15 protein-coding genes are annotated in these 15,396 nt (G+C 33.4%); 8 read left to right on the top strand and 7 right to left on the bottom strand.

What is annotated here, in order from left to right:
• Window position 1 precedes the first annotated feature (1 nt).
• The gene (locus tag B3C18_RS15000) at window positions 2–1,537 is read right to left on the bottom strand and encodes a hypothetical protein (protein WP_291148188.1); all 1,536 of its coding nucleotides are present in this window, start codon (window positions 1,535–1,537) and stop codon (window positions 2–4) included.
• Window positions 1,538–1,811: 274 nt separating this feature from the next.
• Here B3C18_RS15000 and B3C18_RS14995 point away from each other — a divergent pair, with 274 nt between their 5' ends.
• On the top strand, window positions 1,812–2,150 hold the full coding sequence (locus B3C18_RS14995; protein WP_349680584.1) for a nucleotide pyrophosphohydrolase: 339 nt from the start codon (window positions 1,812–1,814) through the stop codon (window positions 2,148–2,150).
• On the top strand, window positions 2,147–4,339 hold the full coding sequence (locus B3C18_RS14990; protein WP_291148183.1) for a DNA/RNA helicase domain-containing protein: 2,193 nt from the start codon (window positions 2,147–2,149) through the stop codon (window positions 4,337–4,339). Before B3C18_RS14995 ends, B3C18_RS14990 begins: the two co-directional genes overlap by 4 nt.
• 100 nt (window positions 4,340–4,439) lie before the next feature.
• Here the strand turns inward: B3C18_RS14990 and B3C18_RS14985 are convergent, their stop codons facing one another.
• The 6 genes from B3C18_RS14985 to kaiC all read right to left on the bottom strand — a co-directional run bounded on the left by B3C18_RS14985 (window position 4,440) and on the right by kaiC (window position 8,964).
• Window positions 4,440–4,673 (bottom strand): hypothetical protein, encoded by a 234-nt coding sequence (locus B3C18_RS14985; RefSeq protein WP_291148180.1) that lies wholly within the window; start codon window positions 4,671–4,673, stop codon window positions 4,440–4,442.
• 353 nt (window positions 4,674–5,026) lie between these two features.
• Entirely contained in the window at window positions 5,027–5,431 is a 405-nt protein-coding gene (locus tag B3C18_RS14980; protein WP_291148178.1) for a response regulator, read from the bottom strand.
• 1 nt (window position 5,432) lies between these two features.
• Window positions 5,433–6,689 carry a sensor histidine kinase gene (locus tag B3C18_RS14975; protein ID WP_291148175.1) on the bottom strand — a complete coding sequence of 419 codons (1,257 nt, stop codon included), beginning with the start codon at window positions 6,687–6,689 and terminating at the stop codon, window positions 5,433–5,435.
• Window positions 6,690–6,692: 3 nt separating this feature from the next.
• Window positions 6,693–6,989 carry a circadian clock KaiB family protein gene (locus tag B3C18_RS14970; protein WP_291148172.1) on the bottom strand — a complete coding sequence of 99 codons (297 nt, stop codon included), beginning with the start codon at window positions 6,987–6,989 and terminating at the stop codon, window positions 6,693–6,695.
• A 2-nt stretch (window positions 6,990–6,991) separates the two neighbouring features.
• A complete protein-coding gene (locus B3C18_RS14965; protein WP_012025985.1) occupies window positions 6,992–7,285 on the bottom strand; it encodes a circadian clock KaiB family protein in 294 nt (97 codons plus the stop codon).
• 5 nt (window positions 7,286–7,290) lie between these two features.
• Complete coding sequence (kaiC, locus tag B3C18_RS14960; protein ID WP_291148164.1) at window positions 7,291–8,964, bottom strand: circadian clock protein KaiC; 1,674 nt, start codon at window positions 8,962–8,964, stop codon at window positions 7,291–7,293.
• 446 nt (window positions 8,965–9,410) lie between these two features.
• Here kaiC and B3C18_RS14955 point away from each other — a divergent pair, with 446 nt between their 5' ends.
• The 6 genes from B3C18_RS14955 (at window position 9,411) to B3C18_RS14930 (ending at window position 15,245) form a co-directional block, all read left to right on the top strand.
• Window positions 9,411–10,154 carry an SDR family oxidoreductase gene (locus tag B3C18_RS14955; protein ID WP_291148161.1) on the top strand — a complete coding sequence of 248 codons (744 nt, stop codon included), beginning with the start codon at window positions 9,411–9,413 and terminating at the stop codon, window positions 10,152–10,154.
• A gap of 332 nt (window positions 10,155–10,486) precedes the next feature.
• A complete protein-coding gene (locus tag B3C18_RS14950; RefSeq protein ID WP_291148159.1) occupies window positions 10,487–11,779 on the top strand; it encodes an epoxide hydrolase family protein in 1,293 nt (430 codons plus the stop codon).
• A 313-nt stretch (window positions 11,780–12,092) separates the two neighbouring features.
• The gene (locus B3C18_RS14945) at window positions 12,093–12,506 is read left to right on the top strand and encodes a cupin domain-containing protein (protein WP_291148157.1); all 414 of its coding nucleotides are present in this window, start codon (window positions 12,093–12,095) and stop codon (window positions 12,504–12,506) included.
• A 321-nt stretch (window positions 12,507–12,827) separates the two neighbouring features.
• Window positions 12,828–13,829 (top strand): alpha/beta fold hydrolase, encoded by a 1,002-nt coding sequence (locus B3C18_RS14940; protein WP_291148154.1) that lies wholly within the window; start codon window positions 12,828–12,830, stop codon window positions 13,827–13,829.
• A 144-nt stretch (window positions 13,830–13,973) separates the two neighbouring features.
• The gene (locus tag B3C18_RS14935) at window positions 13,974–14,384 is read left to right on the top strand and encodes an organic hydroperoxide resistance protein (RefSeq protein ID WP_291148150.1); all 411 of its coding nucleotides are present in this window, start codon (window positions 13,974–13,976) and stop codon (window positions 14,382–14,384) included.
• A gap of 120 nt (window positions 14,385–14,504) precedes the next feature.
• Window positions 14,505–15,245: a DUF1223 domain-containing protein gene (locus tag B3C18_RS14930; RefSeq protein WP_291148147.1), complete on the top strand. Its 741-nt coding sequence runs from the start codon at window positions 14,505–14,507 to the stop codon at window positions 15,243–15,245.
• Window positions 15,246–15,396 lie beyond the last annotated feature (151 nt).

Raw genomic sequence — 15,396 nt, 5'->3', positions numbered from 1 at the left:
ATTATTTGATTTTTGATACATCTAACGAATTCACTAAATCTGGGACATCTTGTAGCATAAACTCAATTAATACTATTAAATTATTTTTAATTTGTTCAGCAATATGTGAAGTTCCTGATACGTGATAATTATGTATTATTTGATGCATTTTTTCAAAGTCGAAATTAGTAAAAGCTTTTTTAAATCCTACATTTAAAATTAGTTCAATAAATTTTTTATTTAATTCATCGAAATCAGTGTGAGGCCTTTTTTTATAGGCAGTTCCAAAATGACCAGAATTACTTAATAATATATTTGAGTGTTTGGTGTTTTCGACAACGTATTTCATCACACATTCATAGGTCACACGTGCCATAGCAATCTTAGAATTAGGCATTTTATTACTGTCAATTTCAAAATATTCATCAATCCGAGCTTTTAAACCTGAAGGCAGCTGCTTCCTTTTTATGTCGGGATATTTTTTTACTGTTCCACGTTTATTTGGTAAACTAGAAGCAGGTGCAGAATTTCCAGAATTTAAATCAGGTGTAGAGTTATCATTTGAATTTGGAATATTAGTATCAGAAGATAATGGCTCTGCATTTGGTGTCTCAGACGAATTATTTGAAGCCTGTGATGCTCCTGTATTTGTTTCAGATGGATTTTCTGAAGTCTGCGTTCCTGTATTAGGTGTTTCAGAATTATCATTGGATGATGGTTGAGGTACTGAAGGTTTAGGATCACTATCAAATCCATAATCTTTTAGTTTTTTTATAAAATTTCGGTCACTATCGATATCTGACGTTTTAATGTCAGGATTATCTTTAATATATTTTACTAAAGCTATGATGTAAGATTTAAATTTTTTTTGATCAGTAATTTCAATTTTAAAAGAAGGTGAATTCTTAAATTTATATCCACATAATTTTGCGTCTCTAAATAAACGCTCGTAGATAATAGTTTTGCCTCCGGTTTTTCCTCGTCCCCTTCTTATTTGTTTTCTGAATTCTTCATCACCATGAATAACGGCCTCTTTATAAAAAGACCCTAATTTAATAAAATCTCCTGGTTTTGAATCTAAACTGTTTATTTCTTCGCTCTTACCACTATTTGCGAGATCCAATATATGCAATGCTTTTGCTATTCTTTCCCAACTACGAAATAATGATGCAGCATGTTCTTCTGCAATTCTTGATTTTAATTCGACTTCATCTTCATAGATGTATGCTGGAAGTTCTTCTATAGGCATTTTGTTTTCTGCTAGCAAATACCTGCCAGGTAATTGTAAGGCTTTAACTGCTGCGCAACGACGATTTCCATCACGAACGGAATATTTCCCATCTATATCTTTAATTACCCAAAGTGCTTTATCTTCATAGAATTCATTTTTTTTTACTATAGCTTTTGCTATTTCTTCAGCAGCTTCCTCATTGAGTAAGTATAAAATAAGATCTTCTTCTTTCGTACTTCCTTTATATAATTCTGCAAATCTTGGATTATTTATATCAAGTTTTAAATCTTCAAGTTTAATATATTCTAATTTGGATTTTTTTTCCATAACGTGATTCGATTAATATATGATTCTATATAAATGATTTTTATTTATTTTTAGATATGATTTGATTAAAACAAAGGTTATTCTTTAAAAAATAATTATTTTACGGTAAACCGTAATTAACTAAAAATTATTCCTAACAAGTATATCAATAATTCAACCCCAAAACAACGAGTATTTATACGGTATTTTTCTAACAGATAATATATTTTAAAATTTGAAATTGTTTGATAATTATATTATTCCTAAGTTTGGAAGTCAAAGCAATTCAGTAGTTATGGGAAATTATAAAAAAGTAATTGAAGAGTTAATTCAATTTAGAAATGAAAGAGATTGGAAACAATTTCATGATTCAAAAAATTTAGCTTTAGCTATTTCAATTGAAGCTGCAGAACTAAATGAAATTTTCTTATGGAAGAAAGGAGAGGATGTAGAAAACGTAAATCAAGATAAATTAAAAGAAGAGCTCGCCGACGTGCTTTCTTTTGCTTTTTTATTAGCCGAAAAACATAACTTAGATATATTTGAGATTGTTTCTGAAAAAATTAAAAAAAATGCTTTAAAATATCCTGTAGATAAGGCTAAAGGTTCTGCAAAAAAATATGATGAATTATGAATCAAACTCAAATGTTTTCTATTAAAAAATTTGATTTCGATTCAAAGCTTGTAAATGAGTTTAATAACATTCATTATGTTAAAGATTTATGGCCTGTTGTTTATATTTTGAGTGATGATATCGTTAAAGAAGCATATGTAGGCGAAACAGCTGATATGTATTCAAGGATGAGAAGTCATTTAAAGAATAATACTAAAAATAAATTAACGGCTGTTCATTTAATTTTAAGTGAAAGATTTAATAAATCGGCAACATTAGACATAGAATCTAATCTTATAAAATATATTTCCGGAGATGGACAATATAAATTAATTAATGGAAATATCGGATTAGCCAATCACAACTACTATCAAAAGAAGGAAATATATGGGGATATTTTCAAATCTATATGGGACAATTTAAGGACAATTGGGATAACAAAACATTCTATTGATTATATAGATAATTCAGATTTATTCAAATATTCACCTTACAAAGCCTTAACCCAAGAACAAAAAGATGGTTTAAAGGTGATTATGAAAAGTCTTTTAGATAATACATACAAAAATATTATAATTGAAGGCGGTGCAGGTACAGGAAAAACAATTTTAGCAATTTTTCTATTTAAATTAATTAATACCTCTAATGAAGATTTTAATTTCGAAGAATTCGGAGATGAAGAGCTTGAATTCCTGGAGATGGTCTTTGAATTAAAGAAAAAATATCCAAATCCTAAGATGGCTCTTGTTGTTCCTATGTCATCTTTTCGAAGTACTCTAAAAAAAGTTTTTAAAAATATTAAGGGATTAAATGCTAATATGGTAATTGGTCCTGCAGAAATTGTAAAAGATACTTTTGATATACTTATAGTAGATGAATCACACAGGTTACGAAGACGTGTTAATTTAGGTGCCTATTTTAGAGCATTTGATGTTGTATGTGAAAAGTTAAATTTTGATAAGTATTCGTGTAGTGAATTAGATTGGATAGTAAAGCAGTCTGAAAGTGCAGTTTTTTTTTATGACGAAAATCAATCTATAAAACCTTCGGATGTTAAGAAAGAAGATTTTGATAAACTAAAATTACATAGTTTAAGTAAAACAGAATATTTAAAATCTCAGTTTAGAGTAAAAGGAGGTAATGATTATGTCAATTATATCGATAATCTTTTAAAATGTAAATTAACTAAGTCTGATATAATTTTTAATACCAAAAAATATGAATTTATTCTTTTTGACTCAATTGAATCGATCCAAAGTGAAATAAAGGCTAGAGATATAGAAAATGGTTTATCGAGATTAGTCGCAGGATATTCATGGCCGTGGATTACTAATAAAAAAGAAGCTAAACAAGACTATGATATTGAAATCGAAAATACCAGATTAAAATGGAATAGTACAAATATTGATTGGGTCAATTCTTCAAATTCAATAAATGAAGTTGGATGTATTCACACTATTCAAGGTTATGATTTAAATTATACCGGAGTAATTTTTGGAAATGAAATTACTTATGATAAAAAAAATAATCAAATTAAAATTTTAAAAGAATACTATCATGATGTAAATGGAAAACAATCCATCGTTGATGCAGAAGAGCTGAAAGATTTTATTTTGAATATTTATAAAACAATTATGCTTAGAGGTATTAAAGGCACTTATGTATATGTTTGCGATAAAGACCTAAGAGATTACTTTTCTGAATTTATTCCAAAATATAAAATAAAAAAGGAAATCGAATATCTTGAAGATAATGAAGTTGTTCCATATGTAAATAGCATTCCATTATATGATTTAAATGTTGCAGCAGGATATTTTAGTGAATTGCAAACTGTGAAAGATTGTAAATGGATTGTATTAAATAAAACATATAAAATATCAGATGAATTATTTGCTTGTAAAGTTATTGGTGAATCAATGAATAAAATAATTCCAAATGGTTCAATTTGTATGTTTAGAAAATATTCTGGTGGTTCTAGAGATGGTAAAATTGTATTAGTCGAACATACAAGCATACAAGACCCTGATTTTGGTTCAGGATATACTATTAAAGAATATAGGAGTAATAAAAGCATTAAAAATGATACATGGAGTCATGAGTCAATTATTTTAAAGCCTCTTTCATATAATCTTGATTATGAAGAAATAGTTATAGAAGATGATGAATTGATTAATTTAAAAGTTATAGGAATTTTTGAGACTATATTATAAGATTATTTAAGGAACAATTCTTTTCACATAAAAGATAAAATTAAAACCCTCAATTTTTATTACAAATTGAGGGTTTTACATTTAAATAAAAAATGACCTTTTACTCCACATCCAAATAAGGATTCAAAATCTCGGCTAGTTCATTGAGCCAGTAAAAACTATTTTCTAGTTTCATTATTTCTTGCTGCAGGGTTTCGTTTTCTCTTATCAAACTTAACGAAAGAACATAATTTGCTTGCCTTAAGGCTTTTGCCATTTGTTCTGGCGCTACGGTTTGATTGAAGAAATTGGTTAGCCTGATTTCGGCTTCTTTGGAAAGGGGTTTGTTACTCATAATGTGAAGAATTTAAGAATAAAACCCTCGTACCTTAGCAGTCTTACGCTTCTTCACGGCGTTAAAGTCCTTTCGAAACTTTACTACATAGTACAAGGGCAAATTTTGATGTCGTCTTAATGTGAAGATTTAAGAAGTTCAAATATAATTAAAAATATTATTATAAGAAAAATATTACTTTTAATATTTACTTCTAAATCAAATTTCCACAAAATCTTCTTATGAAAATGAGTGTCCTAGCCCAGATAGGAGCGACATCCTTTTGTGCCGGGGTTCGGCGCAAAAGATATAGCGGATAGCTGGAAATAGCTCCTTAAAAATCAAATACGAATATAAGAAATGGAAATGAAAACCTAAGCTTCGATAATACTCAAAATTGTCTTTGGAATTTCGGCGAAAGCCTCAAAAGAATAGGGTTTTATAAGATAGGCTTTTACGCCCAGATCGTCGCATTTTTCTTTGTACGACGGATTTATGCTGGTGGAATAAACAAAGCAGGGAATGTTTTTTAAGTCTGAATTGTTTAAAATTTGCTGTAAGGCTTCGATGCCGTCGACAATGGGCATGTTGATATCGGTCAGGATCACGTCGGGGTTTTCGTTTGAACTGTCTTTTAGGTAATTAAGCAGTTCTTCGCCATTGGCTACAAGGCTTACTTTCCCGAAATTTGGGTTTTGGTTGAAGGTTTCACAGATAACGTCAGCGTCATCAAAGTCATCTTCGGCGATAATGATATGTAGGTTGTTTTTTTGTGGCATTTTATACAATTGGAAAGTAAAGATTAAATGTTGTGCCTTCGTTGAGCGTACTTTCGACGGTTATGTTTCCGGAATGGTTTTCCATGATTTTTTTACAAATCGCAAGACCAATTCCGTTTCCTGAATATTCGTTTCGGGCGTGAAGGCGCTGAAAAATGGTAAAAATTTTAAGAAGATGGCTCGTTTCCATGCCAATTCCGTTGTCTTTGATTTGTATCTTAACAAATTTAACGTTTTGATTTGGCATTTCGGTGTTTAAATTTTCGGCTTGATAAATTTCTATAAACGGCGAAACGGCTTCTTTGCTATACTTTATAGCGTTGGTAATCAGGTTTCCAAAAAGCTGTCGGATTTGGACTTTAGAGGCTTTTATGGCAGGAAGTTTTCCTATTTGAATATCGGCTTTTTTATCGGTAATAATAATTTCGAGATCTTCGATGACTTCGGCAATTATGGTTTTCAAATCAATTTCGGTTCGTTCTTCCTGCGCCGTGTGCGACGAATATTGAACCAAATCATCTACAAGTGAATTCAAGCGCAATGCCGATGATTTTAAAACATTCATTGATTTGGCATCGGTTTCAGAAAGGTAACTTCCGTCAATTCTATCATTGTGCATTACAATTTTCCGAAGCGGTTCTTTTAAATCGTGCGAGATAACATGAATAAATTCTTCGAGATTGGTATTGATTCGGTTTAACTCTTTGATTTTTTGTTCTAATTCTTCCTGATGACGAATTAGAGCTTCTTCGTGTTTTTTCTTTTCGGTTAAATCGGTAATTACGATTCCAATGGCTTCTACTGCGGGTTCGAGATCAGTTAAGGCGATATAAGCAGGAAAAGTTTCTTTATCGTTATTTGATTTAAAAAGAATTTCGTGCGTAGCGATTCCGTATCGAAGCGCCTGAACAAGCTGAACAAACTGCGTGGGATTATCAAAATATTCATTTAAATACGTGCCAATAATTTGCTCTGAAGGAATGCCAACGAGTTCTGAAAAATAATCGTTGCAATACAATATGAGTCCTTTGCGCGAAATACTAAGCGCACCTTGCCGGAACTTTTCTATAAGAAGTCGGTACGTATAATCGGCCGTTTCTAGGGAATAAAGTTGCGGAACTCCGTTAGTGTTTACTACGAGGGCATCTACATCTCCTTCTTTTATGGCTTCGACTATACTGTTGGCTTCGTAAAGCTGCTCTTTTAATGACGCAATTTCGGTCAATAAATCTTCTATATTTTTATCGGTAACCTCCAAATTCTAACTTAAATTTAATATTCTCAGTACTTTATCCTTATCTGATAAATCACCTAAAATGATTCTTTTGGGCTCGGGATTTATTTTTAATAACGTAGGAATCGCTACTATCTGATGTATCACGGCCTGTTCTTTATCCCTGCTGATGTCTACGATTTCTAATTCGTAGTTTCCTTTGAGATAAGTGTCGCATATTCTGCGTAAATTTTCGATTGCATGTCCTGATTTAACAGACATACCTGAAACAAAAAGTTTGAACTTATGTTTGGTTGTACTTGTGCCATCAGATGAATCTTCCATGATTAAGTGTTTATAGGTTTAATATTAAGTCCTACAAGCACTCTTTCTTCATTTGAAAGGTCACCTATAATTTTACGGATAGGCTCAGGAAATTTTCTCACCAGGGTTGGTACAGCCAAAATTTGATCGCCTTCTGCCAATTGCGGATTTTTCAGCAAATCGATAATCTCGATGCTGTATTTTCCTTTTAAATGTTCTTCGGCGTACTTTTTTATATTTTCAAGTGCCTTGATCGATTTGGGCGTTTGGCCTGCTATATAGAGCAATAATTGCCATTCGGCTACTTCTTTTTTCATTTCGTTTATTTTTTCTTAGAAGACAGTTTTTCCTGCAATTCTTCTGTTGCTTTCAGGATACTCAGTTCTTCTTCTGCCGATTCAAATTCGGTTCTCAAGGCTTCAATATTGGCTTCAAGGACTTTACGTTTGCGTTCGATTTCACGGTCTTTTCGGCTTATTTCATTTTGTAGTTTAATATCAGAAATGGTTTTCTTAAACTGATGTGATTTTCTGGCGGCTCCGGTCAGGATTCCCTGCGGACCTAATTCTACATCGAGTAATTCGATTCCGTTACTGGTAATCACAAATTCCCTTACTTGGTTAGAATGTCCCATTCCTCTGGCTTTGATAATAAAAATGCCGCGGTTTCTTTCGCCAACGCCTTCCATATCACGAACGGTAATCCAGGTATCTACTAATGAAGATACGGATTCTTCGGCTAAATCTGGTCTGAAATTATCGGTTTGTTTGTTTAATGACGTAAACATTGCCGTAATATTATTGGCTTTGAGCATATCAATGAGCCTTACCAGCATAGAACGAACTTCGTGTTCGCTTCCCACCGAAATAAGATTACTAATAGGATCGATAATAATAGTGGTAGGCTGAAACTCCTTGATCATTTTTCGAAGCGTAAGCAAATGCAGTTCAAGACCATTTAATGACGGACGTGAAGAGTGTATTTGCAAAATGCCTTTTTTGATGTGTTTGTCCAGATCGATACCAATTGATTTCATATTACGAACCAATTGCTGCGGAGATTCTTCAAAAGCGAAATAAATAGTTCTTTCGTTATTTTCGCATTGTTGATTGGCAAAATAACATGCAACGGTTGTTTTAGCAGTTCCGGCAGTTCCTGATATTAAGATGTTACTTCCGCGATAGAAACCTCCTTCATGAAACATATCATTTAGTCCGGGAACTCCGGTAGAAATAATATCTGAAGAAACTTCGTTATCGAGTTTTAACGATGTAATAGGAAGTACCGAAATACCTTCTTCATCAATTAAAAACGGATATTCGTTTGTTCCGTGTGTTGAACCTCTGTATTTTACAATGCGGAGTCTTCTGGTAGAAACTTGTTCAATAACACGATGATCGAGAACAATTACGCAGTCAGAAACATATTCTTCTAACCCTTGACGGGTTAAAGTTGCTTCTCCGCGTTCTCCCGTAATAATCGCTGTAACGCCTTTTGTTTTAAGCCAATGAAATAATCTTCGTAATTCGGCTCTCAAAATGGCCTGATTGTCAAGACCTGCAAATAAAGATTCGATAGTATCTAATACAACGCGTGTTGCTTTTATAGAATCGATAGCGTGGCCTAATCGTATAAATAAACCGTCAAGATCGTATTCTCCGGCTTCTTCAATTTCTGATCTTTCGACGCGAACGTGATCTACTACGAGTTTTTTATCTTTTTTGAGTTGTTCGAGATCAAAGCCAAGAGATTTTACATTTAAAGTAAGATCATCCGAAGGTTCTTCAAAAGACATGAAAACTCCGGTTTCACCATATTCTGTAATACCTTTAATAAGGAACTGCATTGACAATAATGTTTTTCCGCATCCGGCGCCACCGCAGATTAAAGTAGGGCGTCCTTGCGGAAATCCGCCTTCTGTAATTTCGTCTAGTCCGTCAACTCCTGTTGGAGTTTTTGGAAATATAAAATGATGTGAGTTTGTTTTTTCTTGCACGATAATAAAATTCAGTATTATCTCAAATATACGTTTTCTTACAGTACTTACAATGGAATCTTGTTAATATTTAACAGGTGTTTAATGAAGTTTTAGAAATAAATTAAGAAAATTGAGGTTTAAATATGAATAAATCGGAGAATTTTAACCAAATAATTGCAAAATCAATTTGAAGATTTAACAGTAATTTTTCAGTTTTGACTGAAATTGATTTTTGGGAATATTTAAATGTTAAAATCTATTGATAATTCTTTTTTAATGAGGTGAGCAGTATTTCAAAGAAGTAATTCGGGATTTCCGAACAACTGAAATATAAGTAATATAAGAAGGGTTTTTACAGAAACTGGCTTTGTAAACAAAAAACTTTGAAGTATACTCTATGATACCTTTAAAAAAGGAATACCTTTTGCAATTTAACTTTGTCCCATTAATTAAAACATATAAAAATGGACAATTTAAAAGATAAAGTAGCCGTAATAACAGGCGGAAACAGCGGTATAGGATACGCTACAGCAAAACAACTAAAAGAACAAGGAGCACAAGTTATTATTACCGGAAGAAGAAAAGAAGCAATTGAAAAAGCAGCACTGGAATTAGGCGTTACAGCAATAACATCAGATCAATCGAGTATTTCAGATATTGAAAGTCTGGCTTTAAAGGTTAAACAGGATTTTGGAAAAGTGGATATTCTTTTCATCAATGCCGGAATTGCCGGTTTAGGAAATATCGAACAAGCATCAGAAGAACAATTTGACAGCATTATGGATGTAAACTTCAAAGGTGCGTATTTCACATTAAGCCGATTTATTCCCATTTTGAATGATGGTGCATCGGTAGTTTTTCTTTCTTCGAATACTGCCAGTATGCCGGGGCCGGGATCTTCAGTTTATTCGGCTAGTAAAACCGCTTTGAATTCGGTTATGAAATCAGCAGCTTTAGAATTAGCGCCTAGAAAAATCAGGGTGAATTCGGTTAGTCCGGGTCCAACCCAAACTGAAGTCATGAAAAAAGTTGGTTTAGATGAAGCCACTGTAAATGGTATTATGGATATGGTTATCGAAAAAGTGCCTTTAAAGCAAATGGGAAAATCCGAAGATGTAGCCAAAATGGTTTCGTATGTAAGCAGTGAAGCCGCAAAATTCATCACCGGAGCAGATTTTATTATGGATGGGGGAATGGTTCTTTCTTAAAGTTATGAATTATTAGTTATAAGTTATGAGTTGATTTTTTTAACCGCAAAGGACGCTATGGTTTACGCAAGGTTCGCAAAGTTTTATTTACAAAGCTTTGCGAACTTTGCGTTTATACTAAGTCTTACGAGCCAAAATCATTGCGCACTTTGCGGTTAAGTTATTCACATTTTAAACTCCTAATTCATAATTCAAAACTCCTAACTTCAAGACTGTCCGTTTCACCTCTAAGTTCGTCCGTTTGGACTGTTTTCTCATTTCGTAAGAAGGGTTATCGAAATACTTTTGACGAAGAAATTAACTGATATTCAAATAATTTAAAAATCAAAAAAATGAAAACATTTCAACTAAACAAGCGTAGTTTTTTAAACGCTATTGCAACGGGAACTTTTATGCTGGCTACTGCCGTATCTTTTGCACAGAACGAAACTAAAACCGATTGTAATTTAATTCGTCCGTATCACATTAGCGTTTCACAGGAAGCGATTACAGAACTTCGCAATCGTGTAAATGCTACAAGATGGCCAGATAAAGAAACCGTAGCAGATCAATCGCAGGGAGTAAAACTAGAACAGATTCAGAATCTGGTTAAATATTGGGGAACCGATTACGACTGGCATAAAACAGAAGAAAAACTAAATGCTCTGCCTCAATTTGTAACCAACATCGACGGACTGGATATTCAATTCATTCACATTAAATCAAAACATAAAAATGCTTTACCGTTAATTATCACTCACGGATGGCCGGGTTCATTTTTTGAACTTTTAAAAGTTATTGGTCCATTAACAGATCCAACAGCGTATGGCGGAAAAGCAGAAGATGCTTTTGATTTGGTTATTCCTTCAATGCCGGGTTACGGTTTTTCTGAAAAGCCAAAAGGAACGGGTTGGGGACCAGAAAAAATAGGAAACGCTTGGGATGTTTTAATGAAACGTTTGGGTTATAAACATTATGTTTCGCAAGGTGGTGACTGGGGGTCTGTAATTGCCGATGCGATGGCGCGCCAAGCTCCTGAAGGTTTATTGGGAATTCACGTAAATATGCCTGCAACAGTTCCTGCGGATGTTGCCAAAGCGCTTAAAGACGGAGATCCTGCACCAAAAGGATTATCGGTTAAAGAAAATGCAGCTTTTAATTCTCTGAATAAATTATACACAAAAGGCGGTGGTTATGCCGGAATGATGGTGACTCGTCCGCAGACTTTAGGTTACGGACTTACAGATTCTCCTGTTGGTTTGGCTTCGTTTTTCTTAGATAAATTCAACGATTGGACTTACAGCGGTGGAAATGCCGAAAAATCATTGACTAAAGATGAAATGCTGGATGATATTTCACTTTACTGGTTTACGAATACTGCTAATTCATCTGCTAATTTATATTGGGAAAATAACAATAACAACTTCAATGCGGTAGAACAAAGAACTGCTGAAATCAAGATTCCGGTTGCGATAACTGTTTTTCCGGGAGAAATTTACCAAGCACCAAAAACATGGGCTGAAAAAGCATACAAAAACCTGATTTATTTTAAAGAAGTAAACAAAGGCGGACATTTTGCTTCTTGGGAAGAACCGCAATTGTTTTCAGTTGAACTTCGCGCCGCTTTTAAATCATTGAGAAAATAATCTAAATAATTTATTTAAACACATAGAGACATAGATTGAAAACGTGGTAAAAGGGTCTTGAAAAAATCTAGATTTTCACACATAGTCATATTTGCTGACAAAAAGTTTCACGCAGATTCGGCAGATTTGAGCAGATAAAATTGAATAAAAAATCTGTATTTATCTGCTTAAATCTTTTTAAAATCTGCGTGAAAAACCCAGCAAACTATGTTTGTTCAAAACAAGTGAAACGCCTTTCTAGACAAAGTAAATCTATGTTCCTATGTGTTTAAAAAATCAACTGTTAAAAAACTAACTATTAAAAAATAAAGTCATGGAAACTAAAAAACAAAAAACATGGGTTATAATCGCCATTATCATTTTAGGCATAATCGCCTTTTTAATTCCAAATCAAATCGCAGCACAAACCGGAATAAAACGTACTGATTTACAAAAACACGATCTAAGCATTCCGGGAAGAGAAACCGTTCAAGCCAGAATTGATTTTGACGGACATACCGCTTTCGGAAAACATTCTCATCCGGGTGAAGAAATCATTTATGTATTAGAAGGTTCACTTGAATATGAAGTTGAAGGACAAGCACCTGTAACCTTAAAAGCCGGAGAAGTTCTTTTTATCCCCGCAGGAGTTGTTCACTCCGCTAAAAATAATACCAACGTAAAAGCATCAGAACTGGCAACTTATATCGTTGAAAAAGGAAAACCGGTTCTAGTAATGAAAAAGTAGTTTCAAGTTTAAAGTTTAAAGTTGAAATGCGAATAGTTTAACCGCAAAGGCGCAAAGGTCTACGCAAAGTTCGCAAAGTTTTTTAGCATATAGCTTTGCGATCTTTGCGCTTTTACAAAGCCTTACGAATAAAAAAAACTTTGCGTGCTTTGCGGTTAAACTACTCATAACTCATAATTCAAAACTCATAACTAAACGATTGTCCATTTCACCTTTTACTTTGTCCACTTCGGCTTTTTTCTCCTTTTAAAACGTGGATTGTCGAGATACCTTTGACGAAGAAATTAACTGATAATCAACTAATCAAAAAAAATAATAATTATGAAAACGATAGTAAAAATCAAAAACAGAATTACAAACGCAGTTCTTTTAATTGCCTTTCTTTTAGTAAACACAGTATCAATTGCACAAACAGAAAAACAAGATGGTTCACTAGGAACTTTAAAACAAATCAACGCCGGATTATTAAACGTAGGATATACAGAAGCAGGTCCTTCAAACGGAACTCCGGTAATCTTACTTCACGGATGGCCTTATGACATTCACAGTTACAATGAAGTAGTGCCAATTTTAGTTTCAAAAGGATATCATGTATTTACACCTTATTTAAGAGGTTCAGGAACTACAACTTTCCTTTCAAAAGACACTTTCAGAAACGGACAACAAGCAGCGTTAGCAAGTGATATTATTGCTTTTATGGATGCTTTAAAAATTGATAAAGCCGTAGTTGGCGGATTTGATTGGGGCGCAAGAACAGCAGTAGTTATGGCAGCACTATGGCCGGAACGCGTAAAAGGTTTGGTTTCTGTAAGTGGTTATTTAGTAGTGAATTTAGAAGCTAATTTAAAACCATTACCTCCAAAAGCCGAATTAGGATGGTGGTACCAATATTATTTTGCAACTGAAAGAGGAAAATTAGGCTACAGTCAAAATACTTACGAATTCAACAAACAAATCTGGCAGATCGCTTCTCCGCTATGGAATTTCGACAAAGCAACTTACGATCAAACAGCTCAGTCTTTTGATAACCCAGATCACGTAGCAATCGTAATTCATAATTACAGATGGAGACAATCTCTTGAAGCAGGAGAATCTAGATACGACGCTTTAGAAAAACGTCTTGCAGCAAGACCGGAAATTAAAGTACCAACAATCACAATAGGAAGTGATTTTGACGGCGCTTTTGCAGATGGAAAAGCATATGCAAACAAATTCACAGGTAAATACGCCCACAGAATTCTAAAAGGAATAGGACACAACGTTCCGCAAGAAGACCCGAAATCATTTGCACAAGCAATTATTGATGTGGATGGCTTAAAATAAATTCCAATTTTTTGAATTTCAAATTCCAATTCAATGTCAATGACAATATCAAAAATAAATTTCAAATAATCTAAAATCTAAACTCTAATATCTAAAATTAGAAATAATCTAAAATCAACAATCTAATATCTAAAATTAAAAATTATGAACACACAAGTATTATACACAGGAAAAACACACACAACAGGTGGTAGAGAAGGCGCTTCTCAAAGTTCAGATGAACAATTGAATATCAAATTAAGTTCTCCGGGAACATCACGTCCGGGAACAAATCCAGAGCAGTTATTTGCAGCAGGATGGTCGGCTTGTTTTATTGGAGCATTAGGAATCGCAGCTTCAAAACAAGGAGTTAGACTTCCAGCTGAAACTGCTGTAGATGCAGAAGTAGATTTATGCGTAACAGAAGGTGAATATTCTTTGCAGGCACGTTTAAACATCAGCCTTCCGGGCATTGATCGTGAAACGGCAGAAGCTTTAGCAGCTCAGGCACATCAAACTTGTCCTTATTCTAAAGCAACAAGAGGAAATATAAACGTTGAGATTAATATTCTTTAATTTCTAAGTTGTTTAACCTGCAAGGTTTTCAAAACCTTGTAGGTTTAACTTATAGACTTTCTAAATAAAAAAATATTCCTACAAGGTTTTAAAAACCTTGCAGGAAATAAAATAGGAATCATGAAAAAGATAAAAATAATAAGTGCTTTTGCAATGCTGTTTTTCTTAACAGGAAACACTATTTTCAGCCAAAGCAATCAAGATAAAAAGGGTTTTGCCCTTTTAGAATTATATACTTCCGAAGGATGTTCAAGCTGTCCGCCAGCAGATGAACTACTAGGAAAAATTCAAAACGAATTAAAAGATAAAAATGTTTACGTACTTTCTTATCACGTAGATTATTGGGACAAACAAGGCTGGAAAGATATTTTTAGCAACGCAGATTTTACCAAAAGACAATACGATTATGCCAAATATATGGGCAAAGATCCAATCTATACTCCGCAGGTAATCATTAACGGAAAAATAGATTATATCGGATCTCAAGAAACAAGTTTAAGAAACGGAATTAAATCGGCACTTTCAAAACCTGCTTCGACGAGTTTAAGCTTAGAAGCCAGTCAAAATGCGAATTCTGTTGCTGTAAGTTACAATGTAGAAGGCACTTCAAAAAACAGTCGTTTATTGATTGCTGTAGTTCAAAAAGAAGCCAAAAGCAATGTAAAAAGAGGAGAGAACGCTCACAGAGTTTTATCGCATTATCAAATTGTTCGCAATCTGCAGTCAGTAGATTTAAACAAAGTTAAAAAAGGAACAGCATCGGTTCATCTTCCTAAAAATTATAATGCACAGGATTTTGAAATCATTGGTTTTGTTCAGGATATGAATTCAGGAGCTATTTTAGAAGTAAAACGAGCTTAATTTTCTTAAACACATAGAGACATAGCTTTTCTTTGTCTATAAAAGGCATTTCATTTGTTTAAATACACATAGCTATGTGTGAAAATCTAGATTTTCTTTTAGTTCTTTATTATTAAGAAATTAATCTATGTTTCTATGTGTTTAAATATAT

The organism is Flavobacterium sp. UBA7680 (assembly GCF_002482975.1).
Classification (GTDB): Bacteria; Bacteroidota; Bacteroidia; order Flavobacteriales; family Flavobacteriaceae; genus Flavobacterium.
Note: the sequence above shows the minus strand (reverse complement) of the source record. Positions and strands in the feature narration are given on the sequence as shown.

What these genes read in the sequence shown, in the direction of transcription:
- B3C18_RS15000 (WP_291148188.1), bottom strand. Translation starts at nt 1,537, where the DNA reads ATGGAAAAAAAATCCAAATTAGAATATATTAAACTTGAAGATTTAAAA.
- B3C18_RS14995 (WP_349680584.1), top strand. Translation starts at nt 1,812, where the DNA reads ATGGGAAATTATAAAAAAGTAATTGAAGAGTTAATTCAATTTAGAAAT.
- B3C18_RS14990 (WP_291148183.1), top strand. Translation starts at nt 2,147, where the DNA reads ATGAATCAAACTCAAATGTTTTCTATTAAAAAATTTGATTTCGATTCA.
- B3C18_RS14985 (WP_291148180.1), bottom strand. Translation starts at nt 4,673, where the DNA reads ATGAGTAACAAACCCCTTTCCAAAGAAGCCGAAATCAGGCTAACCAAT.
- B3C18_RS14980 (WP_291148178.1), bottom strand. Translation starts at nt 5,431, where the DNA reads ATGCCACAAAAAAACAACCTACATATCATTATCGCCGAAGATGACTTT.
- B3C18_RS14970 (WP_291148172.1), bottom strand. Translation starts at nt 6,989, where the DNA reads ATGGAAGATTCATCTGATGGCACAAGTACAACCAAACATAAGTTCAAA.
- B3C18_RS14965 (WP_012025985.1), bottom strand. Translation starts at nt 7,285, where the DNA reads ATGAAAAAAGAAGTAGCCGAATGGCAATTATTGCTCTATATAGCAGGC.
- B3C18_RS14955 (WP_291148161.1), top strand. Translation starts at nt 9,411, where the DNA reads ATGGACAATTTAAAAGATAAAGTAGCCGTAATAACAGGCGGAAACAGC.
- B3C18_RS14950 (WP_291148159.1), top strand. Translation starts at nt 10,487, where the DNA reads ATGAAAACATTTCAACTAAACAAGCGTAGTTTTTTAAACGCTATTGCA.
- B3C18_RS14945 (WP_291148157.1), top strand. Translation starts at nt 12,093, where the DNA reads ATGGAAACTAAAAAACAAAAAACATGGGTTATAATCGCCATTATCATT.
- B3C18_RS14940 (WP_291148154.1), top strand. Translation starts at nt 12,828, where the DNA reads ATGAAAACGATAGTAAAAATCAAAAACAGAATTACAAACGCAGTTCTT.
- B3C18_RS14935 (WP_291148150.1), top strand. Translation starts at nt 13,974, where the DNA reads ATGAACACACAAGTATTATACACAGGAAAAACACACACAACAGGTGGT.
- B3C18_RS14930 (WP_291148147.1), top strand. Translation starts at nt 14,505, where the DNA reads ATGAAAAAGATAAAAATAATAAGTGCTTTTGCAATGCTGTTTTTCTTA.